The organism is Helicobacter mustelae, assembly GCF_900476215.1.
Classification (GTDB): Bacteria; Campylobacterota; Campylobacteria; order Campylobacterales; family Helicobacteraceae; genus Helicobacter_H; species Helicobacter_H mustelae.
The window spans coordinates 357593-382741 of record NZ_LS483446.1 but is presented as its reverse complement, the minus strand read 5'-3'; the positions used below and the strand labels follow the sequence as shown (position 1 = coordinate 382741).

At 40.9% G+C, this 25149-nt stretch carries 19 protein-coding genes and 5 tRNA genes; 1 reads left to right on the top strand and 23 read right to left on the bottom strand.

What is annotated here, in order from left to right; genetic code table 11:
* Positions 1-7 precede the first annotated feature (7 nt).
* The 21 genes from DQN48_RS01795 to ureA all read right to left on the bottom strand — a co-directional run bounded on the left by DQN48_RS01795 (position 8) and on the right by ureA (position 19399).
* Positions 8-8659, bottom strand: coding sequence for a DNA-directed RNA polymerase subunit beta/beta' (locus DQN48_RS01795; RefSeq protein ID WP_013022673.1), 8652 nt, complete (start codon positions 8657-8659; stop codon positions 8-10).
* A gap of 142 nt (positions 8660-8801) precedes the next feature.
* Positions 8802-9173, bottom strand: a complete 372-nt coding sequence (rplL, locus tag DQN48_RS01790) for a 50S ribosomal protein L7/L12 (protein WP_013022672.1) — start codon at positions 9171-9173, stop codon at positions 8802-8804.
* Between the two features lie 23 nt (positions 9174-9196).
* Complete coding sequence (gene rplJ, locus DQN48_RS01785; RefSeq protein ID WP_013022671.1) at positions 9197-9679, bottom strand: 50S ribosomal protein L10; 483 nt, start codon at positions 9677-9679, stop codon at positions 9197-9199.
* An 89-nt stretch (positions 9680-9768) separates the two neighbouring features.
* On the bottom strand, positions 9769-10473 hold the full coding sequence (rplA, locus tag DQN48_RS01780; RefSeq protein ID WP_013022670.1) for a 50S ribosomal protein L1: 705 nt from the start codon (positions 10471-10473) through the stop codon (positions 9769-9771).
* 31 nt (positions 10474-10504) lie between these two features.
* On the bottom strand, positions 10505-10930 hold the full coding sequence (gene rplK, locus DQN48_RS01775; protein ID WP_013022669.1) for a 50S ribosomal protein L11: 426 nt from the start codon (positions 10928-10930) through the stop codon (positions 10505-10507).
* Between the two features lie 17 nt (positions 10931-10947).
* Complete coding sequence (nusG, locus tag DQN48_RS01770; protein WP_013022668.1) at positions 10948-11469, bottom strand: transcription termination/antitermination protein NusG; 522 nt, start codon at positions 11467-11469, stop codon at positions 10948-10950.
* A gap of 14 nt (positions 11470-11483) precedes the next feature.
* The gene (gene secE / locus DQN48_RS01765) at positions 11484-11666 is read right to left on the bottom strand and encodes a preprotein translocase subunit SecE (protein ID WP_041913060.1); all 183 of its coding nucleotides are present in this window, start codon (positions 11664-11666) and stop codon (positions 11484-11486) included.
* A 21-nt stretch (positions 11667-11687) separates the two neighbouring features.
* Positions 11688-11763 (bottom strand) — tRNA-Trp (locus DQN48_RS01760).
* 17 nt (positions 11764-11780) lie between these two features.
* Positions 11781-11939, bottom strand: a complete 159-nt coding sequence (rpmG, locus tag DQN48_RS01755; protein ID WP_041913059.1) for a 50S ribosomal protein L33 — start codon at positions 11937-11939, stop codon at positions 11781-11783.
* A 13-nt stretch (positions 11940-11952) separates the two neighbouring features.
* The gene (gene tuf / locus DQN48_RS01750; RefSeq protein ID WP_013022666.1) at positions 11953-13152 is read right to left on the bottom strand and encodes an elongation factor Tu; all 1200 of its coding nucleotides are present in this window, start codon (positions 13150-13152) and stop codon (positions 11953-11955) included.
* A gap of 99 nt (positions 13153-13251) precedes the next feature.
* A tRNA-Thr gene (locus tag DQN48_RS01745) sits at positions 13252-13326 on the bottom strand.
* A gap of 55 nt (positions 13327-13381) precedes the next feature.
* Positions 13382-13458: transfer RNA gene (locus DQN48_RS01740), tRNA-Gly, on the bottom strand.
* A gap of 28 nt (positions 13459-13486) precedes the next feature.
* Positions 13487-13571: transfer RNA gene (locus DQN48_RS01735), tRNA-Tyr, on the bottom strand.
* 55 nt (positions 13572-13626) lie between these two features.
* A tRNA-Thr gene (locus tag DQN48_RS01730) sits at positions 13627-13702 on the bottom strand.
* Positions 13703-13807: 105 nt separating this feature from the next.
* Entirely contained in the window at positions 13808-14575 is a 768-nt protein-coding gene (locus DQN48_RS01725) for an urease accessory protein UreD (RefSeq protein WP_013022665.1), read from the bottom strand.
* Positions 14576-14577: 2 nt separating this feature from the next.
* Positions 14578-15177, bottom strand: coding sequence for an urease accessory protein UreG (ureG, locus tag DQN48_RS01720; RefSeq protein WP_013022664.1), 600 nt, complete (start codon positions 15175-15177; stop codon positions 14578-14580).
* A 10-nt stretch (positions 15178-15187) separates the two neighbouring features.
* Positions 15188-15865, bottom strand: coding sequence for an urease accessory protein UreF (locus DQN48_RS01715; RefSeq protein ID WP_013022663.1), 678 nt, complete (start codon positions 15863-15865; stop codon positions 15188-15190).
* Positions 15866-15874: 9 nt separating this feature from the next.
* On the bottom strand, positions 15875-16402 hold the full coding sequence (gene ureE / locus DQN48_RS01710; RefSeq protein ID WP_013022662.1) for an urease accessory protein UreE: 528 nt from the start codon (positions 16400-16402) through the stop codon (positions 15875-15877).
* Positions 16399-16917 (bottom strand): AmiS/UreI family transporter, encoded by a 519-nt coding sequence (locus DQN48_RS01705; protein WP_013022661.1) that lies wholly within the window; start codon positions 16915-16917, stop codon positions 16399-16401. Before DQN48_RS01705 ends, ureE begins: the two co-directional genes overlap by 4 nt.
* An 81-nt stretch (positions 16918-16998) precedes the next feature.
* Positions 16999-18708, bottom strand: coding sequence for an urease subunit beta (gene ureB, locus DQN48_RS01700; protein ID WP_013022660.1), 1710 nt, complete (start codon positions 18706-18708; stop codon positions 16999-17001).
* Between the two features lie 13 nt (positions 18709-18721).
* Positions 18722-19399 carry an urease subunit alpha gene (ureA, locus tag DQN48_RS01695; RefSeq protein ID WP_013022659.1) on the bottom strand — a complete coding sequence of 226 codons (678 nt, stop codon included), beginning with the start codon at positions 19397-19399 and terminating at the stop codon, positions 18722-18724.
* Positions 19400-19699: 300 nt separating this feature from the next.
* Between ureA and DQN48_RS01690 the strand changes: the two genes are divergently transcribed.
* Positions 19700-21187, top strand: coding sequence for a glycosyltransferase family 2 protein (locus tag DQN48_RS01690; protein ID WP_013022658.1), 1488 nt, complete (start codon positions 19700-19702; stop codon positions 21185-21187).
* A gap of 128 nt (positions 21188-21315) precedes the next feature.
* Here DQN48_RS01690 and DQN48_RS01685 read toward each other — a convergent pair whose 3' ends face one another.
* The gene (locus DQN48_RS01685) at positions 21316-22248 is read right to left on the bottom strand and encodes an ABC transporter substrate-binding protein (RefSeq protein WP_041913259.1); all 933 of its coding nucleotides are present in this window, start codon (positions 22246-22248) and stop codon (positions 21316-21318) included.
* 39 nt (positions 22249-22287) lie between these two features.
* Positions 22288-24765 (bottom strand): TonB-dependent receptor, encoded by a 2478-nt coding sequence (locus tag DQN48_RS01680; RefSeq protein WP_013022656.1) that lies wholly within the window; start codon positions 24763-24765, stop codon positions 22288-22290.
* Positions 24766-25149: the final 384 nt, after the last annotated feature.

Here is a 25149-nt window from a genome sequence, read left to right as displayed (position 1 = left end):
AGTAATCTTATTCTTGCTCTAATATTTTCAAAGATACTCTTTTGTTCTTATACAACCCTGTTCCCACCGGGATCATCCTACCCAAAACAACATTTTCTTTGAGATCTTCTAAAAAGTCTTTTTTGCCAGCGATACTCGCCTCTGTCAAAACCTTGGTAGTTTCTTGGAATGAAGCTGCAGAAATGATGCTATCACTTCCCACTGCTGCCCTTGTAATTCCTAGCAACACAGGCTCAGCCACTGCTGGATCGCCTCCAATACTTAGGATTCTCTCATTTTCTTCTTTGAAATAACGCCTACTTACCAAATCCCCCTCAATAAATTTAGTATTCCCACTATCAATGATGCGCACCTGTCTTAGCATTTGTGATACAATGATTTCAATATGCTTATCTGCGATGCTAACCCCCTGTCTTCGATAGACTTGCTGCACCTCGCTAATGATGTATTTATGCAATTCCTTCTCTCCGCTAATGCGCAAAATGTCATGGCTAGAGACCACACCATCTGTCATGGCCTCCCCTGCATGCACGAATTCATCTGCATGCACTAAAATTTGTCGATTCTTGTCCACAAGATATTCAACGCTATTTCCATCCTTAGACGTGACAATAAGCCTTTCTTTGTTTCTAATGCTTTTTCCAAAACTTACAATGCCATCAATTTCTGAAAGAATTGCAAAATCCTTTGGCTTTCTGGCCTCAAATAATTCTGAAACTCTAGGCAAACCTCCAGTGATATCACGAGATTTAACAGTGGCTTTTGGCACCCTTGCTAACACATCGGCCATTGCAACCTTGCTACCCTCAAGCACAGAAATCGCAGTTTTAGGATCTAATGGATAGCGAATGCTTTGTTGTTTATTGACTTCAATCACAATGGTTGGCTTGCAACCCGTAGGCAAATATTCATTAACAACAAGATTTGTTATCCCGGTGTTCTCGTCTTCTTTTTCCGTAACGCTTAATCCTGGCATAATATCCTCAAATTTTACCGTTCCTGCCTGATCTGCAATCACTAATGTATTATAGGGATCCCAAGTGGCGATAATAGTTTTTTGATCATTTTCTGGTTCTACAATGGTAGTATGAGAATCCACTGGATTACTATCCCCCACCAATATCCTAGAGCCGCGGGTAATATAGTGACGGATTGCCTCACGATCATTACCATCTGCAATCACCGCAAAAAGACCCTTTTCCTTCACCACATGACCTTCTTTGATATCTTTAGCGCGCTCGAGGTGATCGGCCACAAGATTGTAATATTTAATGATTCCCCTTTCTTTGGCAACCATCCTTGTAGCAATGGGAGCATTATCCTCTACAAGTAATTCACTACCATAAGGAATACGATTGGGCACATTCCAACCATCCTTAATAATATCCACAATGCTATCGCCAGCAAAGACCCTATATCCCGTTTCATAGGCAATATAAAGCTTACCATCGATTTTTCCACCCACTCCTGCAAGTTCATTTGGCTTGGCCACATCTCCTTTTCTAAGGTGATATTTTATTTCTTCTTTGGCCCCAACAATATAAACAAGCACTTCATCATGCGTCACTTCTATCTTGATTTCTCCATCAAATGGTGCCTTAATCTTTGGCTCTACAACAAGCACAGCGGCATTTCTTCGATTGGCTACGATGGTTTTGCCCTCTTTGTTGATATAGGTTTTTATATTGTAAAAGCGAATAAATCCTTCTTTTTCTGCGTAAATTTCGCGCTCTTCCTGACTTCTTGAGGCGGTTCCACCTACGTGGAATGTTCTTAGGGTGAGCTGTGTTCCTGGTTCACCAATGGATTGAGCAGCGATGACACCCACTGCTTCACCAGGCTTACTCATCTTGCCCTCGCCCAAATTCAATCCATAGCATTTTGCACATACACCTTTCTCTGCCTTACAGGTCACAGGAGTGCGGATGATAACAGATTTGATGCCCACCTCTACGATATGCCTTGCCATATCTTCATTAATCAAAATTCCAGCACTATAGAGCACTTCATTGGTGATGGGATCGATGATATCCTCAGCCACAACGCGTCCAAAAATCCTCTCCTCCAAAGATTCAATCAACTCGCTACCCACAGAAATATCCGTGATCTCCACGCCCTCATGCGTACCGCAATCATTAACAACAATTTTTACATTTTGCGAAACATCAATTAATTTCCTTGTCAAATAACCCGCATTTGCAGTTTTTAGCGCAGTATCTGCCAATCCTTTTCTTGCTCCATGGGTAGAGGTGAAGTATTCCAATACATTCAATCCCTCTTTAAAGTTTGAAATAATGGGTGTTTCAATAATAGTCCCATCAGGTTTTGCCATCAAACCACGCATTGCAGAAAGCTGACGAATCTGCGCTGCACTACCCCTTGCACCAGAATCTGCCATCATATAAATGGAGTTGAACCCCCCTTTGTCTGCCTCCACAAGCGCCATCATTTCTTTGGACATTTTGTTATTGGTATCTGTCCAAATATCAATGATCTTGTTGTAACGCTCCTGCTCTGTCAAAAGTCCTTGATCATATTGGATCTGGATTTTCTTCACTTCAGATTTTGCAAAATCCACTGCCCTTTGCTTATTCTCTGGCACAATAATATCAGCTGCAGAAATAGAAATACCCGCCTTTGTGGCATACGCAAAACCAAGATTTTTAAGATTATCCAAGAATGTTGCAGTAACTCCAATGCCACCATTTTTGTACACATAATCAATCAATGTGCCGATGTCTTTTTTCTTCAGTGTCTTATTCCACAATGCCACAGGAACAAAATCTGGCAAGATGGATTTTAAAATCATCCTTCCTACCGTGGTATTTAGTACCCTATTTCTCTCCACGGTGCGGATTCTAGCATTGATATCAAGACTACCCGCATCCAGTGCGATCATAATTTCTTGAATGCTTCCAAAAAGCTTATGCTCACCAGCCACTTGATTTTTCTCCAAAGAGAGATAATAAAGCCCCAAAACCATGTCTTGACTCGGCACCGCAACGGCCTTGCCACTTGCTGGCAGCAAAATATTCATAGAGCTTAGCATCAAGATTTTACATTCTGCAATAGCCTGCTCAGACAAAGGTACATGCACTGCCATCTGATCTCCATCAAAATCTGCATTAAAAGCAGAACAAACTAGCGGGTGTAGTTGAATTGCCTTGCCATCAATGAGCTTGGGGTGGAAGGCTTGAATAGACTGCTTATGCAAAGTCGGTGCACGATTGAGCAAAATCGGATAACCCTCAACAATTTCTTGCAAACACTCCCAAACCTCATTGGTTTTTTGCTCAACCATTTTTCTGGCCTGCTTCATCGTAGTAGCATGACCCTTCTCTTCCAATTTAGCAAGCAGATGAGGCTTGAATAACTCAAGCGCCATATTTTTGGGTAATCCACATTGATCCATACGGAGATTTGGACCCACAACAATAACACTTCTTCCAGAAAAATCCACACGCTTCCCAAGAAGATTCTGGCGGAATCTTCCCTGCTTTCCTTTGATGATTTCAGAGAGAGATTTCAAGGGACGCTTATTAGCACCTTTGACAGCATTTGCATTTCTTCCATTATCAAAGAGTGCATCCACTGCTTCTTGGAGCATTCTTTTCTCATTTCTTACAATGATCTCTGGAGCATCAAGCTCTAGCAAACGCTTCAAGCGTTGATTACGATTAATAACACGGCGATAAAGATCATTCACATCGCTAACTGCAAACTTGCCACCATCTAATGCCACCAAAGGTCTTAAATCTGGTGGAAGCACAGGCAATACTGTAAGCATCATCCATTCAGGACGATTTCCAGAATTTACAAAGCTCTCCACCACCTTCAGGCGCTTGATGATGGTTTTTTTCTTGGATTCTGCGTTGGTGTTTTTGATCTCTTCTTTGAGTGTTTTTAAAAGCTCAATAATATCAAGCTCTTCTAGCAATTCCTTGATAACACTCCCACCCATTTCAGCAACAAAGCCCCTGTCTTCAAAACGCTTGTTAATTTCTTGGTACTGCTCTTCATTAAGCACATCATATTTCATCACAGGCTTGATGGATTCATTATCATAGAATGCTTCACCTGGATTTTTTACGATATATGCCTCATAATACAGCACGCGCTCAAGATCCTTCATTTTCACACCAAGCAATGTGCCAATCCTGCTAGGCAAAGAACTCACATACCAAATATGTGCCACTGGGGTAACAAGCTCAATGTGCCCCATTCTAGATCTTCGGATTTTTGCGCTCGTCACCTCCACCCCACATTTTTCGCAAATAACGCCCTTGAAGCGGGGTTTTTTGTATTTTCCACACAGGCATTCATAATCCCTAACAGGGCCAAAAATCTTAGTACAAAAAAGTCCGTCTCTCTCTGGTTTCAATGTCCTATAATTGATGGTTTCAGGCTTTTTCACCTCTCCCTTGCTCCAGGATCGAATCCGCTCTGGGCTTGCCAAAACCAACTGAAAAGTATTAAAGTCCTTGGGACGTTTTTCCTCTTCCACGACGATTGGCTTGGGCTGCCCATTTTCATCAACATCATCGCCAAAAATATTCACATCCAACCCCAAAGACTGCAATTCCTTGGTCAATACATAAAAGGTCTCTGGAATCTCTGATTCCCCCACTGCCTCACCCTTGGTGATGGCCTTATAGGCATTTTCCCGACCCTTGACATCATCTGATTTCACCGTCAACATTTCCTTGAGCGTATATGCAGCACCATAAGCCTCTAGTGCCCACACTTCCATCTCACCGAATCTCTGTCCACCAAAAAGAGCCTTCCCACCCACAGGCTGCTGAGTAACCAGGCTATAAGGCCCTGTGCTTCTTGCATGCACTTTTTCATCCACGAGATGGTGAAGTTTTAGCATGTACATATAACCCACATTCACACGCTCACGGATTTTTTCACCCGTTTTGCCATCATAGAGATCGGTTTTTCCATCCATCTGGATTTTTGCCATCTCAAAGAGTTTATGAAATTTTTCCTGTGTGATACCTTCAAACACTGGGATGGCAAACTTGACCCCCTTGCTCCAATCCCTAGCATATCCCAATAATTCCTCATCATCTGCATGAGTGAGTAGATCCTTCATTACACTATCATTTGGATTTATGACATCGCTAATCTCTAGCATTTTGGCACGCAGACTTTTTAGGAATCCTTTTTTTTGCTGCTCCAAAACCTCCAAAATCTGCTCACCAAAGCGCTTGCCAACTAGACCCAAATGCACCTCTAGGATCTGGCCAATATTCATACGGCTAGGCACCCCCAGAGGATTGAGTACAATGTCTACAGGCTCGCCATCAGCGGTATAAGGCATGTCCACCGCGGGCACAATATTAGAGACGATGCCCTTATTTCCATGCCTTCCAGCCATTTTGTCTCCGACTTTGAGCTTGCGTTTGGTTGCCACATAGATTTTCACGCGCTTCACCACGCCACTTGGCAAAATATCATCTTTTTCTAAGATAGAAAGCTTTTCCTCATGTTCCTCCCCCAGGGTCTTTTTTTGCTCCAAGAAATTGCTCTTAATTTGATTGTATTTTTGCTGCACATTCTTAGAATAGCTCTTAATAAGCGTATTGAGCGCGAAGCGGCTAATGCCAGCAATCTCTGCTTGAGGCACCATTTCACCTTTTTTGTATACTTTCCCAGAGATATCTGCATCGCTGCCAAGCACCTCTTTGGCAAGCATGGTATTGATGCGGAGACGCTCTTCTTTATCAAGCATGGTCAAACGATCGTGATGCTCGATATCAAGCACGGCTTTCTCTTTCTCATAGGCACTCCTGGTGCGCTCATCTTTTTCATAACCTTTTTTGGTGAGGATTTTTACATCCACAACCGTTCCCTCAAGAGATGGAGGGCAATACAGGGATTTATTCACCACATGCCCTGCTTTTTCTCCAAAAATTGCGCGTAATAATCTCTCCTCAGGAGTGGATTTCACCTCTCCCTTGGGGCTGACCTTGCCCACCAAAATCATTCCACTACTGACATAAGTCCCGATCTTCACAATCCCGCTATCATCTAAATGCGCAATATCATCTTCGCGGACATTAGGAATGTCCCTAGTGATTTCCTCGATGCCATGCTTGAGTTCGCGCGCTTCGATTTCTTTTTCATAGATATGCACAGAGGTAAAATAATCTTCTTTAATCAAATGCTCGCTTACAACGATTGCATCCTCAAAGTTATAACCATTCCAGGGCATGAACGCAACCCGCACATTTTTCCCCAATGCAAGCTCGCCAGTGTCCATGCTAGGGCCATCGGCAATGATTTGGTGCGTCTCCACTTTGTCACCGACCTTCACGATGGGTCTTTGCGCAAAGCTTGTGTTTTGGTTGGTTCTCAAATTTTTCTGCAAGGGATAACTATCAATATAAGCACCCGCCTCATCTTCTCCCAAAATATAGATATTTTTGGCATCGACTTTTTCTACCACTCCTGGGCGCGAGGCCTTGATAGCCTCCCATGCATCTCTAGCAATAATTTTTTCAATCCCAGTTCCCACGATTGGCGCATCGGGGATCAAAAGGGGCACTGCTTGGCGTTGCATATTTGATCCCATAAGGGCTCTATTGGCATCATCATGCTCTAGGAATGGAATCAAAGATGCTGCAACTCCCACAAGCATCCTGGGACTTAGGTCAATCAGGGTAATTTTATTTTTTTCACTCAAAGTAATCTCGCCACCCACCCTAGCATCAATAAGATCTTCTACAATATTGTCATTTGCATCAAGCTTGGTGCTGGCAGGAGCGATGATGTGACCATCTTCTTGCGTTGCGGTGAGATACACCACTTCTTGGGTTACATGACCCTGCACCACCTTTCGATAGGGTGCCTCAATAAATCCTAGTTCATTGACGCGCGTGAAAGTAGAAAGGGTATTAATTAGACCAATATTTTGACCCTCTGGAGTCTCAATGGGGCAGATTCTGCCATAATGGGTCGGATGCACATCCCTAGCCTCAAATCCCACACGCTCCTTGACAAGACCGCCCTCACCCAATGCAGAAAGACGCCTTTTGTGCGTTACCTCAGAGAGTGGATTTGTTTGATCCATAAACTGAGAAAGCTGACCACCAGTGAAAAATTCTAGAATTGCAGAAGTAATCATTTTAGAATTGATCAAATCCAGGGGCATTAAAGTCTCAAGATTTATGTTTGGAGTAGTGAGTTTATCTTTGATGGCTTTTTGCATTTTGACAAGTCCTGCATGCAACTCATTTGCAAGCAGTTCTCCAATTGCGCGGATTCTTCGATTGCCAAGATGATCTCTATCATCAATTCTTCCCTGGCCATTTTTGACTTTGATGAGATATTTGATACTCTTGATAATATCTTCTTGTGTGAGAACAGTAACATAATCTGGGATCTCTAATCCCAACTTATGATTCATTTTCATTCTTCCTACGCGGGTGAGATCATAGCGCTCAGGATCAAAGAATAACTGCTTAACAAATTGCTTTGCCACCTCCTTGGTCACAGGCTCTCCTGGTCGCATGACCTTATAAATCCGAATGGCAGCAAGATCGTTTTCATTTTCGTGTTTTTCAGATTGCTTTAGCATTCTTAGCGGATCTGCATCAACATGAAAGGATTTCAAAATCCCACTATCATGTCCTATGGCCAAATCATCAGCAATCACAAATTCCTTAATCCTATGTTCCATAATTTTCTTGAGCTTACCCTCATCAATCTGAGTGAGAATATCAAACAAAACTTCGCCAGTTTTTGGATCGATGATTGGCTCTGCTAAATAACGATCTATTAGAGCAGGATATTCAATCCAACCAAGACCTTTTTCAGATAGTTCCTGAGCTTTTTTCTTGGTCAGACGCTTGCCTGCCTCCACAACAACTTCCCCATCCATGTTTTTGATATCATATTCCACCCTACCTTCAAAATTCTCAGGCTTGAACTCAATAAAATGCTTCTCTTTTTTGATTTTTACCTTTAGCAATGGATAGAAGATTTTCAAAATCTCTTGCTTGGTATATCCCATCGCGCGAAGCAAAATGGTAATAGGAACCTTTCTGCGCTTATTGATCCTCACAAATAGCGTGTCCTTAGCATCATATTCAAAATACAGCCAAGAACCGCGATCTGGGATGATTTGCCCCGTATAAACCAATTTATTGGAAGTAGTGCTAGACTCCTCTTCTTTGAAAATCACGCCAGGACTTCTGTGCAATTGATTGACCACCACACGCTCCACGCCATTGATAATAAAAGAGGTGCGATCTGTCATCAATGGGATTTCACGGATAAATATATTTTGCTCTTTGATGTCTTTTATGCTTATTTTTTCGGTCTTTTCATCTTTGTCCAAAAGCAATAAACGAATTTTAATTTTTAGAGGTATGGAATAGGTAATTCCCCTCTCCATCGCCTCTCTAACAGTATATTTAGGCTTGCCAAATTCGCATCCATCATATTCCAAAATTAAGCGATTTTGCGCATCCTGAATAGGGAATACAGAACGAAAAACCTTCTCTACTCCACTTTCTTTGCCATCTTTAGATTCTAAAAAAGAGTTATAGCTATCCCTTTGCAATAACAACAAATTAGGGATTTCCAAATTTTGTGATGATTGTGTGAAATCAAGACGTAATCGATTTTTTATTTTTGTTTTTGTTGGCATGCTTAAAACCCTCATAATGTAGATTTAAAAAGAGCAAACACTCTAAAAAAACTTGCAACACAAGCTTGTTTAAAATGTTTAACGCAGAAAAACCCAAGGCCAATAAATGACCTCGGGTTTGTTTTTTCTTCAAGCAAAAGTGTCATTTAATTTCTACTTTTGCACCAGCTTCCTCTAATTTTTTCTTAAAGTTTTCTGCATCTTCTTTGTTAACACCTTCTTTCAATACGCTTGGTGTTGCCTCAGTGGCTTCTTTAGCCTCTTTGAGCCCAAGGCCTGTGATCTCTCTCACCACTTTGATGACATTGATTTTGTTTGCGCCTGCATCTGTGAGCACTACATTGAACTCTGTTTTTTCTTCCACTGCGGCACCACCAGCAGCAACCGCACCCGCTACTACTGTGGGAGCAGCGGACACACCAAATTTCTCTTCAAATGCTTTCACCAATTCTGATAGCTCTAAAACTGACAAACCACTAATATAATCCAAAATTTCTTCTTTTGTTATAGCCATTTTCACTCCTTAATTCATTCTTTTTATTCACTTTCTTTTTGTTTCTTGAGATTATCCAATGCAGTGACAAAATATCTCGCTGGACCCATCCAAACAGAAAGCAACATACCAATAAGCTCATCCCGACTAGGTAGTTTGGAGATCGAAGTAATGTGATTGACATCAACCACTTCGCCATCAAAGCAACCAACTTTCGCGCGAAAAAAATCTTTATGTTCATCAGCAAATTTAATAACAAATTTTGAAAGAGAAATTTGTTCATTGCTCCAAATAAAGATATTCGTGTCTTTTAATTCAAAATCTGGATAACCTGCATCTTTCAGCGCAATCTTTGCTAACGTGTTTTTGATCACCTGGACTTTTGCATCAGCATCCCTAGCAGCCTTTCTCAAAGCTTCTAATTTTGCTACGCTAAGACCCTTATAATCACAAACAATCAAAGAATTGGAAGCCCTGAAATCTGCACTTAGTGATTCAACTAAAAGTTTCTTATCTTGCTTCGTCATTTTTCCTCCTTTCTAGACTCAAACTTCATATAAGGAGTAACATTACAAATTAAGCAAAAGCCCTTATACTCTTCAGTCTAAAGATCAACTTACTTCAAATCAATTAATTCTTGTGTTTCAAGCTTGACAGATGGAGACATGGTCAGCGACAATGCTGCTCCTCTGATGTATTTTCCCTTAGCACTTGCAGGTTTCAATCGATTGATGGTCTTAATAAATTCTGTCAGATTTTCCTGAATTTTCTCTTCAGTGAAACTTACTTTTCCAAGAGGCGCGTGAATATTACCTTTTTTATCTACTCTAAAATTCACCTGACCCCCCTTTGCATTTTCTACAGCTTTGCTAACCTCCATTGTCACAGTCCCTGTTTTTGGATTTGGCATCAATCCCTTTGGACCCAAAATCCTACCAACCTTACCAACAAGGGCCATCATATCTGGAGTAGCAATTACCATATCAAAATTCAAGTTACCATTCTTAATTTCTTCAACCAAATCATCATCACCAACAACATCAGCACCGGCACTTCTGGCCTCATCTGCTTTTAATCCCTTGGCAAATACAGCAACTCTCACTTTTTTTCCCGTACCATTTGGTAATACTACAGCACCCCTTATCATCTGATCGGCATGTCTTGGGTCGACGCCAAGTCTCAACGAAATTTCCACTGTTTCATCAAATTTAGCAGAGGCTAAAGTTTTGACAGTTTTCACTCCGTTTTCCAAACTAAATAATTGTGTATTATCAAACTTTGATAACAAATTTTCCAATCTTTTGGCTACCTTTTTTCCCATACCTTAACTCCAATTCAAAATTTAAATTTTATCAATCAATAATTTCAATTCCCATGCTTCTAGCACTACCTGCTACAATTTTCTTAGCAGCCTCTATATCCACAGCATTCAAATCTTCCATTTTTGTACTAGCAATCTCTTCAAGCTGTTTCTGTGTTAATTTGCCAATTTTATTTTTCAGAGGATTATCAGATCCCTTCGTGATATTTGCTGCTTTCTTAATCAAATCTGTCACCGGGGGTTTTTTTGTAATAAAACTAAAACTCTTATCTTGATAGACCGTGATAATCACAGGGATATTGAAATTTCCCATGTCCTTTGTTCTTTCATTAAAAGCCTTGCAAAATTCCATGATATTCACGCCTCTTTGCCCCAAAGCAGGTCCAACAGGTGGAGATGGGTTCGCCTTACCAGCTGGAATCTGAAGCTTTAATTCACCAACAATTTTCTTTGCCATTTCTCATCCTTAAATTTTTATACTATTTTTTCTACTTGTGAATACAGTATTTCTATAGGAGTATTTCTACCAAAAATAGAAACATTGAGTTTTAACTTCTCGTGTTCGACATCATACTCTTCAACCATAGCTGTAAAATTTATAAAGGGTCCATTGATAATCCTAACAATCTCACCCTTACCAAAATAGATTTTGGGTTTTGGATCCGATCTTTTTTCAACTTTCTCCAAAATAGAAGCTACATCCTCTCTACTTAAGGGTGTAGGTTTTTTATCTTCCCCAATAAATTTAGAAACCTTTGGCAGTCTCTGTATCATATGCCAAATTGAAGTAGTTAAATTAACCTGAATAAATACATATCCGGGATAAATACTTCTCTTTTTGGTAATCTTTTTACCATTCTTATATTCAAAAACATCTTCAGTAGGCACAACAATACGACATTCAATATTCGCATTATCTAGAAGGTTTTTTACCGCTTTTTCTACTGATTGCTCACTACCAGAATAAGTTTGTATTGCATACCAATCTAATAACATAATCTCTCCTATATTCAAAGAATACTAGATACAGAAGCAGATAAAATAAGATCTACAATCGCTAAAAAAATGGAAATTGAAACTACCACAACCGCAACAGAAATCAACGCATTTCTAATTTGCTCTTTTGTAGGAAAAATCACCTTAGAAAGTTCTTCTCTAGCTAATCGATAATATGTAATTATTTTCTTGTTCATAATCTCACTTCCATTCACAAATGGCAGGCCAGGAGGGACTCGAACCCCCAACACTCGGTTTTGGAGACCGACGCTCTACCATTGGAGCTACTGACCTAAAAAAGCTAGGAATCCCTAGCTTTTTAATTTCACTTCTTTATGCATTGTATGCTTATTCAGTCTTGGACAGAATTTTTTAAGCTCCAGTTTTTCTGTATTTGTCTTAGCATTCTTGGTAGTGCTGTAATTAATATCTCCACACTCAGAACACTTCAATCCTATTTTAACTTTCATTGCTATACCCTAATTACTCTACGATTTTTGTAACGACACCAGCGCCCACAGTTCTACCACCTTCTCTGATAGCGAATTTGGTTCCTAATTCAAGAGCAATGGGAGTAATTAATTCTACAACAATCTTAATGTTGTCACCTGGCATAACCATTTCTACACCCTCAGGAAGTTTAATAGAACCCGTAACATCCGTAGTTCTTACATAGAATTGCGGTCTATAACCATCAAAGAATGGAGTGTGTCTTCCGCCTTCTTCTTTGGAGAGAACATAAATCTCACCTTCAAATTTTTTGTGTGGTGTGATGGAACCTGGTTTACAAAGAACCATGCCTCTAATAACATCTTCTTTTTTGGTTCCTCTCAAAAGCACACCAACATTGTCGCCAGCCTCACCTTTGTCAAGCTCTTTTCTAAACATTTCTACGCCAGTAACGGTGGTTTTTTGTGTATTTCTGATCCCTACAATCTCTACTTCATCACCTACTTTTACCACACCTCTGTCAATTCTTCCTGTAACAACAGTTCCACGACCTGCGATGGAAAATACATCTTCTACCGGCATGAGGAATGTTTTGTCAGTGTCTCTTTCTGGAGTTGGAATGTAGCTATCAATTTCTGCCATAAGCTTCAATACTTTTTCGCCCCATTCACCAACATTGCCAGCCTTAGCTTCTTCCAAAGCCTTGAGAGCAGAACCCGCTACGATTGGTGTGTCATCTCCAGGGAAATCATAAGCGCTCAAAAGCTCTCTTACTTCCATTTCAACAAGATCTAGCAATTCTTGATCATCCACCATATCCTGCTTATTCAAAAATACAACGATATAGGGAACACCCACTTGTCTTGAAAGAAGAATATGCTCTCTTGTCTGTGGCATGGGACCATCCGCTGCAGAAACAACAAGAATTGCGCCATCCATCTGTGCAGCACCTGTAATCATGTTTTTTACATAGTCAGCATGCCCTGGGCAGTCTACGTGTGCATAGTGGCGATTTTCTGTTTCATACTCAATGTGAGAGGTAGCAATGGTAATCCCCCTTTCTTTTTCTTCAGGAGCATTATCGATATTATCATAATCCCTCAATTCTGCCAGACCCTTTGTCGCCAAAACTGCAGAAATCGCAGCGCTCAAAGTGGTTTTACCATGATCGACGTGTCCAATTGTCCCAATATTAACATGCGGTTTTGTTTTGACAAATTTTTCTTTAGCCATTTTTCACTCCTATTTTAATTCTGAGATCTAAAACAAGCATTCTATAAAAAACCACTTATAAAAATTTTAAATCTCTTCAATGCGTAAAGTTTAAAAAACTGGAGCCCATAAGCGGGATTGAACCGCCGACCTCTTCCTTACCAAGGAAGTGCTCTGCCACTGAGCTATATGGGCATAATAAAGGAGCTATGAAAAAAATCAATCTCGTAGAATTTCAGCTCCCAGTAAATGGAGCGGGAAACGGGGCTCGAACCCGCGACCCTCAGCTTGGAAGGCTGATGCTCTAGCCAACTGAGCTATTCCCGCATCACTTATCTCTAAAATCTCTATCAAATGGTGGTGAGACGTGGATTCGAACCACGGAAGACAAAGTCAGCAGATTTACAGTCTGCCCTCGTTGGCCACTTGAGTATCTCACCAACATAACATAGAGAAACTGGTCAAACACTGAAACAGAAGGTCTGTAAGGTTTGATGGAGCTGGTTAAGGGACTCGAACCCCCGGCCTGCTGCTTACAAGGCAGCTGCTCTACCAACTGAGCTAAACCAGCACGATTTGAAAAGAGAAATTATACAGAAACAAAGTCAATCTTGTCAAGATTCTTTTGCAAAATTCGCAAGATTCTTTTGTAAAATCTTGCGAATCTCCCTTAATTTTAGAGCAAACCTTCTAATAAATCCCGTTTAAAATCCAACAAAGGCTCGCTACCATAATCCAATGCTTTCACGACAATCACTGCATCATGACGACTCACAGCCGCATTCAAGGGAGAATCCACAACTCTCTGGCGCAATATCTCAAAATCCACATTTCTATCATAAATAACCAAATTCAAATAATGCGTATAATCCCCAAACATGCAACAACTCTTCAGATCCATGAACTCAGGCTCTAAGAGCATGTTATCAAAAAACACCAATTCCCCATCAATTTTTATAGAAAGCTTGGAATCCAGCCTCTTGAATGCAAAAACCTCACCTCGACTCACCCTGCCTGCACAATAGATTTCATTATGATAGAGACGGGAGTCTTTATCCAAAATGATATGGGTGAAATTATCAAAACTCGCATTCCCAAAAGGCAAGATGGGGAGGGGTGAAAAATCTAGCAATGCATCCTTACCCACATGAATTTTTGTATGTCTAGAAGCCTTGCCATCCTCTGTGTCATGGATTTTTTCAAAACTCTGAGAGGTCAAGCGAACCAAACTCCTATCTCCAATGTCAAGCTCAATCTCTTGATCATCGCCCTTCATCAACCCAGCAGATACAGAAATCAGCATGATGTTGGCAATATCACCATCATAAATGGGATGAATAATCTTCAAAGGAGGGGTGAAAAACATATCTTCAATGACGCTTTTTCCACTCAGCCCGTGTTTAGTTTTTAGTCGTAATTTTGTTGCCTGCGTATAATGCGTCATTGTTATTCCTCAAGCAATGCATGCTTTTTGATCCACGCAATCACCTGATCCACACCCTGCTTTTCTCGAATATTGGTGAAAAGAAAGGGTTTGTCCCCACGCATTCTCTTAGAATCTCGATCCATCACTCCCAAATCTGCACCCACATAAGGAGCCAAATCGATTTTATTGATCACTAAGAGATCTGATCTCGTGATGCCAGGACCACCCTTCCTTGGGATCTTGTCTCCCTCTGCCACATCAATTACAAAGATCGTAAAATCCGCAAGCTCAGGACTAAAGGTCGCAGAAAGATTATCTCCGCCACTCTCAATGAGCAAAATCTCAATATCTGGAAATCTCTGCATCATCTCTTCCACTGCCTCAAGATTCATCGAAGCGTCTTCTCTGATGGCAGTATGAGGGCAGCCACCAGTCTCCACCCCGATGATGCGATCTCTTGGCATGACAGAATTTTTACTCATAAATTCCGCATCTTCTTTAGTATAAACATCATTGGTGATGACACCCATAGAATACTCCTTGCTCATCAAACGCGTAAGGCATTCAATCAATGCTGTTTTACCACTTCCAACGGGTCCACAAACTCCTATTTTTACCATGTTTTACTCCTTAGGACATATATAATCGAGAATACAAATTCTCATGCTGCATTGCTTTGATATCATTATGCACACTTGCGTTACAAAAATAATCTCTACTCAAATCTTTTAATTTATGACAGATCCAATCAAATTTTTCATGCAATTGCGTCAAAATTACCTGCCCATCACTCTGTGAAAGAGGGATTGTTTTCACGCAATTTGTCACGATACTTGAGGCTTGCGCATACAAATAATGGCGCACCGCCTTTTCCAATGGGATCTTATACGCCATACAAAATACCCCATAAGCACTCGCATGAACTGCGTATTTGCTATTTTTTGCATATTCTTGAAAAAAGGGTTTACTTTCTTGCATCATGACCTGAGTAGTTTTGATAAATCGCATGCCAAGCTTATGCGCGCCCTCTCGCATTTCGCTCGCAGGAGTCGCTGCATGCACCAAACTTTCCAGCTCCAAGATCTCATCAAGATTCTCTCCTGCTTCAAAAATGAGCTTAATCATCAATAAATCTGTATAAAGAATTTGGGTGCTAAGATTGGAAATTAAATACTCCAATGCCTGTTTTTTGTTTGTAATCACACCCTTTTGAATATAACTCTCTAACCCAAAGGAATGCGTGTATCCTCCGATGGGAAATAAAGAATCATTAATTTGTAATAACAAAAAATCCTTATGAAGTGCCATTGAATCCCTCTATTTTTTTGTGATACTAAAATCATCGCTGATTGTTATTTTCATCGCTCTCTCTCGATGCGGCATGCTCACATTGAAGCGCCTTTTAGAATCCAATTTGCATCGCTTCGCGCAATGTTCTAAATTTAATTTTTCTGTAAGTTTTTTTAATGGAAATTCATAAGGAGTCAGCAACTCCAAACCATTCTCTACCTCCATGTCACCTACAAAAAGAGGTGCGTGCCGATTCCCAATCTCATAACAAAACTGAGCAATCTGCATATCCCCCCTTACAAGAACGCTCAAGACTTCAATGGGCAGGATCTCAAAAATCACTACCACATTTTCATCCTCATAAAGGATGTCTCCATCGCCAATTCCCGTGATAGGAGCAGATTCCAAGCGCATGGCAATATCCCTACCTGCCCTACTCTGCCAACGTGCAATCTTCTTACGCACATCATACCACTCAATGGGGATGATGTCTCTTTGCTTGGCAGAATCCTGCAGATTTTGGACATTGCCCAAAATCTTTGTGACCTTAATCAACTCCAGTATCCTCTAAAGATTAGCCACGCAGGGATCCATGCAGTGAGAATTCCCTCCAAGATCGCTAGATATGGAACGAATTTGAGTTCAATTTTCAACACAGTTTCTATGAAACCTGTAAGCCACAATACACCCCAAGCAAGCCAGATAAGCGCAAACCATGCACCCTCTTCTGTACCTGTGATATAGCTATAATATGCCGCAGGGATGGAGTTGATCGCAACAAATAGACTATACCAACCATAAGGTCTTAAGTCCAACTTAAGTAGATTGTTGAGCGCAACAAACAAATAGGTAAACCCAAAGAGTAATCCTGTTCCAGCAGCGTAGAAATCCGCACTACCATTGCCATCAAAATCTTCACCATGGATAATAACCACGATGTTGAGGATCAAAGAGAGTCCACCTACAAAAATATTCATCACAGCCGCAGATTTCGCATCGCAATTAGAGATACGGCAAATCCCGTTGCTGATCAAAACAATCGCTACATACAACAAAACGATACCTAACATTTTTTCTCCTTCATTTTTTATCCTTTGTCAAAAAAAATCAACAAATCTGCTCAAATGAGCAGATTTATTCTAAAATAAAAATTAAAACAAATTATAAAGCTGACTTAGTGGTACACTATCTGCAGACTTAGATGTAACCTCTTTGCCATTTACTTTAACTTTGTAGGTCTCTGGATTCACGTCAATATGTGCGACAACATCATTAAACTTCATATCTCTTTTCCCAATGTTTCTGCAATTCTTCACTGGCAGCAATGTTCGCTCAAGCCCCAATTCTTCTTTGATTCCAAGATCTAGGGAAGCCTGAGAGACAAAAGTCACATTGCACTTATACTTTGCCTTTCCATGCGCGCCAAACATATCTTTGTACACTACAGGCTCTGGAGTTGGGATAGAAGCATTGGAATCTCCCATTTTGGATGCAACAATCATACCGCCTTTGATGATTGTCTCAGGCTTGATTCCAAAAAGACCTGGATCCCACAAAACCAAATCTGCGATTTTACCCTTTTCTACAGATCCGATATAATCAGAGATTCCATGCGCAATGGCTGGATTAATGGTGTACTTAGAAACATAGCGCTTGATTCTAAAATTGTCATTATCACCAGTCTCTTCTTTCAAGCGACCAAATTCTTTTTTGGATTTATCTGCCACCTGCCAAGTTCTAGTAATTACCTCTCCTACGCGTCCCATCGCCTGAGAGTCAGAGCTAGTGATAGAGAAAATCCCCATATCATGCAAAGCATCTTCTGCTGCGATGGTTTCAGGGCGGATACGGCTATCTGCAAACGCAACGTCTTCTTTGATGTTTTTGTCCAAATGGTGGCAAACCATCAACATATCCAAGTGCTCATCTTTTGTATTCTTTGTGAAAGGAATTGTAGGATTGGTAGAAGCTGGCAAAATATTCGCCTCTCCTGCTGCCTTAATAATATCTGGAGCATGTCCACCGCCTGCGCCTTCTGTATGGAAAGTGTGGATAGTTCTACCACCGATTGCTGCTAACGTATCTTCCACAGCACCTCCCTCATTGAGCGTATCTGTGTGGATGGCAACTTGTACATCATATTTCTCTGCAATATTGAGAGAATGATTGATTACAGCAGGAGTGGAGCCCCAGTCCTCATGTACCTTAAATCCTAGCGCACCTGCTTTGATTTGATCCTCAAGCGCTTTTACATTAGATGTATTGCCCTTACCAAAAAATCCAAGATTCATGGTGTATTCCTCAGCAGCGCGAATCATTTGTTTGATATTCCACTCACCAGGAGAAATCGTAGTTGCAAAAGTACCTGCCGCAGGACCTGTACCACCACCAATCATTGTAGTGACACCACTATAAAGTGCTGTGGGAATTTGTGTAGGAGAAATAAAGTGAATATGAGTGTCAATTCCACCAGCTGTGACAATCAAACCTTCACCCGCGATTGCTTCTGTGCTAGCACCTACGACCAAATCCATGCCCACACCATCTTGCGTATCTCTGTTTCCTGCTTTGCCAATTCCTGCGATCTTGCCATCTTTGATGCCGATGTCTGCTTTGTAAATTCCTGTATAGTCAATGATCATTGCATTTGTGATCACTGCATCGAGTTCATTTACATCGGGACTCACAGATTGTGACATACCATCGCGGATGGTCTTACCACCACCAAACTTGATCTCTTCTCCATAAACTGTATAGTCTTTTTCGATTTCTGCGATGAGTTCTGTGTCTCCAAGTCTTACTTTATCTCCTGTGGTTGGTCCATACATTGAAACATATTCTTTTCTTGAAATCTTAATCATTTTTCACTCTCCCTTATTTTATAAAACCCTTAGCTTTTGCCGCAGCTAGAGCCTTTCTCTTGTTGTCCTCATTGACTTGCCCATTGTTAAGATCATTGAATCCAAAGATTCTTTGATTTCCACCAAACTGAATCAATCGTACAGTTTTGCTCTCACCTGGTTCAAATCTCACAGATGTTCCTGAAGCAATGTCAAGTCTTCTGCCATAAGCTTTTTCTCTATCAAACTCAAGCAGTTTATTGGTCTCAAAGAAATGGAAGTGTGAACCCACTTGAATAGGTCTATCACCTTTGTTGCTTACCTTAACCTCTATAGCCTCTTTTCCTGCATTGAGCACAATGTCCTCGTCTTTTAGGATGAATTCACCAGGATGGAGCTTGCCATTATTCTCAATTGGGTTATGCACAGTTACAAGCTTTGTGCCATCAGGGAAGCATACTTCAATTTGCACTTCATGCACCAGAGCTGCTACACCATCCATTACATCCTCTGCTTTGAGAACCTGTCGACCCAAGCTCATCAAATCAGCCACAGTCTTTTTGCCCTCTCTTGCATGTTCCATGATTTCCATACTAATGAGAGCAACAGCTTCTACATAATTTAGCTTTACGCCTCTTTCCTTACGCTTCTTTGCCAACTCACCGGCATAATGCAACATCATCTTATCCAGTTCTTTTGGAGTAAGTCTCATCTGCGTCTCCTTGTTTAAAATATTTTGATCTCAAATAGAACTTAATCTATTCGATTGGTAGTATACTTTTAATTTCTAAAAAATGAATAACAAATTCTCGGAAATTGCCAATAATTTTTGTCTTTTTTATTAAATTTATCAAGAAAAATTTATAAATAATAAAAATTTTAAAATTTTATGAAAAACGCGCTTGGATTGCTTTTTCATTATTACTTTCGTTAGCTTTTTGATAAAATCTTAAGAAAATTTTCATGTGATAAACAGCAATCATAGAGGAAAATTAAAATACTTGGAGAAAAAATGGAACATTCCAGAGAAAAGGCCAAGAATTCAAAAGAAAATAAGGGTTCTGGGGAAGAAATTGCAAATGTGCCCACACTCTCTGTCATCATTCCGATTTTCAATGTAGAAAAATACCTCTACCAATGCCTAGAGAGTGTGCAACAACAAACTTATTCCCAGTTTGAGGTGATCCTCATTGATGATGGCAGCACGGATTCTAGTCTTGAGATCGCAAAAGATTTTGTGCGCAGGGATGAGAGATTTATACTCATTAGTAAACCCAATGGAGGATTATCCAGCGCGCGCAATCTAGGCATCGAGCTCATTGCTGGCACACCGCTGCGTTGCCTTCTGCAAATCCTGCAAACTAAAACCTTCCCAGCAGAGCATGCAGCAGGAAGCGCCAATAGAAATGACAGCATGGACATGGAATCTAGCAAGGACGCCCTCACAGAGAGCAGAGAAGAAAGCCTAAATCTCACGAATCAGGCCCTCACAAAAACTCAACCCCCCCCCTTGGCAAAAAGTGCTACCTCAAAGATGCTTCCAAGCATTCCTTGCCTGCAGCATTTTAATAGCTTCAATCCGCAAGCCTACAGGCGTGATACAAGAGAAATTCTTGAGCATTTTTCCTGCATTGAGCCTGGTGTTTTTACTACGGATTTAGAGAATTCCCTCCCCTTTGTACTCCAAGAAATGCCCTCAAATGCCTACATCCATTTTTTGGATAGCGATGATTATTTTTTGCCTGATTGTTTGATGCGCTGCATCACCGCCAAGCAGGAGAATTACGACATCCTTTGGCATGATTACCAGATTTTTTCTGAAGAAGACAAAAGCTTTCAAGCGTCCTATTTCCCAGTAAAAAACGCCATTTTCCAAAGTGGCACAGAGCTTTTATGCCAAGATCGTGCAAGTTATTTTACTTGGGCGTGGAAGGGGATGTTTAAAGCTTCTTTGCTAAATGTCTATCATCTGCGCTTTCAATTTCGCATGGATTTTGAGGACTGTGATTTTGGGACCATCCTCTTTTTGTTTGCCAAAAAGATTGTCTGCCAAGATTTTGTTGGCATCATTTACCGCGTCCATTCCCTTTCGATTTCTAACTTCAACAAAAAAACTAATTTCCCAGCAGTGATGTCAAAGCATCTAGAAAATCTACGTCCCTATTTTTCCAGTTACTATGCACTAAAGATTTATTTTGGCGCAACCTGCTATGCCAAAATTGTCATGATTTTCCAAGAATTACAAGCATGCCCTCAAGTAAACAATCAGCAAAAAAAGATCTTAGAGCGCTATAGTATCGTTTTTCTCTTCCATGCATTCGCAGCCCAAAGCACCCCATTCTTATTGCCAAAGAAAAATGACCCACTTTGCATCAATCCCAAAATCTCCCAGGCAATCCGCCATCTCCCCCTCTCCTCCAAGCTAAAATTTGCAAAAGAAATCTTGAAAAACCATCTGCGAACTATGAAAGGGGTACTCAGAGCCCTGCTAAAAAAATAATAAACAAAAGAAAAATATTGAAAAATCCTGTGGTTTAAAAGGACAAGCAAGATCACAAAAAAAGAGCTTGTGATCTTGCGTTGGTCGTGCAGGGCAGCAATTAGAGTGCTGCCAAGAAGATTGCATGATTATGGATTGATGTGAAACATCTTTTTTTCATAATCCTGCACGTATTTTGTGTAATTGATATCTGAGAAATATTTCGGATACGCATGCATTGCGACAAATAGTGAAATGAGTGGTGTCCTAGGCCCTGTGATATCAATGTTAGGGAGTTTAAACACCTGTTTATTTTTAATCGCAGAGACATTTTTTAACTGAGGAATCTTCATGATATCCTGAGGACTATAAGGGCTGAGCCACCAAAGGAAAATCACATCAGGATTTTCTCTCACGATATTCTCTATATTGATCTCGCCTCTTGGTTGGCTTACGTATTTATTTCCGATGTTATCCACTTTTGCACTTGCCAATATGGAGGAATCCATTCCATTTTTGCCACTCACATGATTGGGGCGCAGGAACATCTCCACCACTCTTTTTTCTTTTTTGACCCCAGCTAGACGCTTTTGGATCATATCTAGTGTCCCCTGCATCATCGCAATCTTTTTCTCTGCTAATTCCTCCTTGCCAAAAATCTTTGCCTGCGTGCGCAGATCTTGGAACAAAGCCTTGATGCTTTCTGTGCGCAATGCTAGGAAATGAATCCCAAAGCGCTGGGCAAACTCAATAGCCTGCAAATTCGCAGGATAGGTGATAACCAAATCCACTCCCATTTTTTTCAGACGCTCCACATCAATGGCTGCATAATGATCTGTGGGGAATTTTTCAATTTTATCCAGCGGCGCAGTGCGGCGCACCAAATCATCTCTTAGGGCATAGTCTGATATGCCCACCACCTTATCCCATACTTCCAGCATTGCTGGAGCCTCAATATGAGCACTGAGATAGATTACCTTTTTGGGAATCTGGGGCAATTGATGTTTGCCAAAATAATCCTCATATTCTATGCCAAAAGCGCCACTAGAGAGAAAAACAACGCCCAAAAGCATGAAAAACATTTTCTTCACGATAAACCTCCTAGAATTTTGATTTTTTACTTAGAAAAACTTCCCACCAAATTCCACATAAAAGCTCGCACCTGACCCTCTATAGTAGTCGAAATACTTCTCATTGGTGATATTTAAAAAAGTCGCACTGATATGGGTGCCATTTTTGAAATTCCAACCTGCCTTGATATTGATAAGGAAGCGCGATGTGATATTGTCAAAGGCAAACTTGGGAGTTTTGTTGCTGATGCTTGTATAAGCAAAGCTCTGCCCTTGCCCCTGGATGCTACCATAAAACCCTAAATCCCCTCCATAATTGAGTGAAAATCCACCCATGTATCTGGGGATGATGGGAATTTGATGTCCGTTGTTTTGTGGATTTTGCGGGTCTTTGACTAGGATTGCATGGGTATAGGTGAAGTTCCCAGTCAGATACAGTGCTCCATAGATTTTTTGCTCTAGCTCCATTTCCACGCCGCTAAACCGTGTCCTCCCACCATTCACATTCAAAAAAGGCTTGTCAAATGTGCCGATGCCGCTTTGATAGATTCCATCATACATTTCTGTTTGGTAATAATAAAGCTTGGCCATACCACCATAGGGATTTCGCTGCTCCACACCAATGTCAAATTGGAAGCCATATTCGGGATGAAGGTTGGGATTAGAGATTTGGATCATCCCAGAGTGCGCAGTAGCAAAGAGTTCGCGTGCATTGGGTGCGCGGAAGGCTAGCCCCATGGATCCTTTGAAAGTAGTGTATTTGAAAGGTGAGTAATTGATGGCAAATTTAGGAGAAGGGAAGAATTGATTCGTCCCTTTGAAGGTATGCAAGCCAGGATCAATATCTGAGGTAGCATCACGAGTACTAAGATTAAAACTCCTCCAATAATCCAAACGCAAGCCCATATTGGTAGAGACATATTTATTCCAATTTGCCTGCCAGCTGATGAATGCAGCACCTGTGCCCACGCTCACCGTGTCTCTTTTTTCATTAAAATCATAGGTTTTCCAAAATTCTTTGGCGCGGTAATTTGGCATCTCATTGTCTTCGATTTTGGCATCTGCAAAACGCCCCTGCAATCCGATGAGCAAAATATGCTTCTCATTAATCTTATGATTGATGATCGCGCTTAAATAATTATTGGTCGCATAATTATCCAAACTCCATCCACGTCCTCCAAACACAAAAGAATTTCGCCCTTGCTCTGCAGGATCTTTCTTCCCAGGTCCGCTGCCTGCCCCCTTACAGGTATCTACCCCGTTGCAGCCATCCGCCCAGTGGCTCTCAAGATTTACAGTTGATAGAATGACATCCAGAGAGGTATCTTCACTAAAATTATGTTTATGACCTAGAGAAATGACATAATTGACCTCCTTTCTAAAGCCTAGCCATGCAGATCCAAGGAAGGGATTATAAAAGCCAGAGGTTTTTTGACCTCCATTTGTCGCTGGGATCTCATAGTCATAGCCATAGACCGTTCCACCATTTCTGCCCTTGAGATAGGAGATGGGAGAATTTTGCGCCTCTGCGATGGTGGAGAAGTTGATTGCTAGATTTGTAGTGTCATTGTCATTCCAGTCATATTCTGCCCGCCCTCTTGCATCCTGGGTAAAAAACGCAGTCCTCCCAGCCCATCCTACATTGGCACCATTATAAATAGGAGAGCCATCTGTATAGGTCGCAGTGACATTACTCGCACCACTAGGAATGCTAGCAATCGCAGGGACGCGGTAAGCTCCATCACTGGTCGTAAAAGCATAGCTGCCCCTTACTCTTAAGCGTTTATCCAAAAATACATTTCCTAGGGCCACATATCCACGGGTGAGATTCTTTTCTGCTCCACCTCTTACCATCTCATTTCCATATCCAATGATTGCCTGACCTTCGAGTTTTTTAGGCTTTTTGGAGATGAAATTAATAACCCCACCAAGCGCACCTGTTCCATAAAGGCTAGAAAATGGTCCACGCACGATTTCAATGCCCTCAATGTCATAGGTCGCGATGGACTGGATGATCCTGTAGTCTGATTCCAAGTCATTCAAGATCACGCCATCTAGCATCAAGATAGTGCCATAGGGGATGCCGCGAACATAAACCTGCGGCCTGCTATTAAATCCGATATTTGCCTTCACATGCACACCAGACATACGGCCCAAAAGATCGCTTAATTGGCGATTTTGCTGCAACTTGATTCTTTTTTCACTCACATAGCTTACATTTCCAGGGGCTTCTGTGATGAGTGTGGGCATGCGGTTTGCAGTAGTCACCACAGGAGTGAGATCTTTTAGTTCCCCATCTCCTTCAGAGGCAACAAGACTTTTTAGTTTGTTTTCTTGCACCTGCTCTGCTTTTTTGTCAGTCTCTAGCTTGGCTTCTTCTTTTTTGGATTCTTTCTTAGAGTCTTTGGATGCTACTTCCTTGCTAGCAGGGCCATCTGAGGCATTCTGTACCAAATCACCTTCTTGGGCAGAGAGACAGGATGCCAAAAAAACTGCGACTAAAATCTTGCTTTTCGTGTGAATTTCCATCCATTTTCCTTTGGTTTAATATTTTTTGTGTTGTATTTTGCAATGTAATATTTTTTGCGATGCAATATTACTATTTCTTATCTTTAAGTTCAATATATTTGTGGAAAAAATATACAAATTACTCTCAAATATTTACATAAAAGTAAAATAATGTTTCAAATTTTCCAAAAGAGCTTCCAAAAATCCCCAGGATTTCGGAAATCCCCAGATTTTCCAAGAAAATTGATGAATTCGTAACACGCTGACTTTTTAATCGCTGCACTAGAGCTGCGATGCCAACCAGAGCTATGCTCAAAGTAGTGCTAAGGTCGCTTTGAGCAAACACCAACAAAACTACAAATATTCTCTATTTTCAGAATGTTAAAATTTGAATTTTGATTTTTT

Excerpts from the sequence above, each read along its gene's own strand:
- DQN48_RS01795 (WP_013022673.1), bottom strand. The coding sequence starts at position 8,659 with ATGCCAACAAAAACAAAAATAAAAAATCGATTACGTCTTGATTTCACA.
- rplL (WP_013022672.1), bottom strand. The coding sequence starts at position 9,173 with ATGGCTATAACAAAAGAAGAAATTTTGGATTATATTAGTGGTTTGTCA.
- rplJ (WP_013022671.1), bottom strand. The coding sequence starts at position 9,679 with ATGACGAAGCAAGATAAGAAACTTTTAGTTGAATCACTAAGTGCAGAT.
- rplA (WP_013022670.1), bottom strand. The coding sequence starts at position 10,473 with ATGGGAAAAAAGGTAGCCAAAAGATTGGAAAATTTGTTATCAAAGTTT.
- rplK (WP_013022669.1), bottom strand. The coding sequence starts at position 10,930 with ATGGCAAAGAAAATTGTTGGTGAATTAAAGCTTCAGATTCCAGCTGGT.
- nusG (WP_013022668.1), bottom strand. The coding sequence starts at position 11,469 with ATGTTATTAGATTGGTATGCAATACAAACTTATTCTGGTAGTGAGCAA.
- secE (WP_041913060.1), bottom strand. The coding sequence starts at position 11,666 with ATGAACAAGAAAATAATTACATATTATCGATTAGCTAGAGAAGAACTT.
- rpmG (WP_041913059.1), bottom strand. The coding sequence starts at position 11,939 with ATGAAAGTTAAAATAGGATTGAAGTGTTCTGAGTGTGGAGATATTAAT.
- tuf (WP_013022666.1), bottom strand. The coding sequence starts at position 13,152 with ATGGCTAAAGAAAAATTTGTCAAAACAAAACCGCATGTTAATATTGGG.
- DQN48_RS01725 (WP_013022665.1), bottom strand. The coding sequence starts at position 14,575 with ATGACGCATTATACGCAGGCAACAAAATTACGACTAAAAACTAAACAC.
- ureG (WP_013022664.1), bottom strand. The coding sequence starts at position 15,177 with ATGGTAAAAATAGGAGTTTGTGGACCCGTTGGAAGTGGTAAAACAGCA.
- DQN48_RS01715 (WP_013022663.1), bottom strand. The coding sequence starts at position 15,865 with ATGGCACTTCATAAGGATTTTTTGTTATTACAAATTAATGATTCTTTA.
- DQN48_RS01705 (WP_013022661.1), bottom strand. The coding sequence starts at position 16,917 with ATGTTAGGTATCGTTTTGTTGTATGTAGCGATTGTTTTGATCAGCAAC.
- ureB (WP_013022660.1), bottom strand. The coding sequence starts at position 18,708 with ATGATTAAGATTTCAAGAAAAGAATATGTTTCAATGTATGGACCAACC.
- ureA (WP_013022659.1), bottom strand. The coding sequence starts at position 19,399 with ATGAGACTTACTCCAAAAGAACTGGATAAGATGATGTTGCATTATGCC.
- DQN48_RS01690 (WP_013022658.1), top strand. The coding sequence starts at position 19,700 with ATGGAACATTCCAGAGAAAAGGCCAAGAATTCAAAAGAAAATAAGGGT.
- DQN48_RS01685 (WP_041913259.1), bottom strand. The coding sequence starts at position 22,248 with ATGTTTTTCATGCTTTTGGGCGTTGTTTTTCTCTCTAGTGGCGCTTTT.
- DQN48_RS01680 (WP_013022656.1), bottom strand. The coding sequence starts at position 24,765 with ATGGAAATTCACACGAAAAGCAAGATTTTAGTCGCAGTTTTTTTGGCA.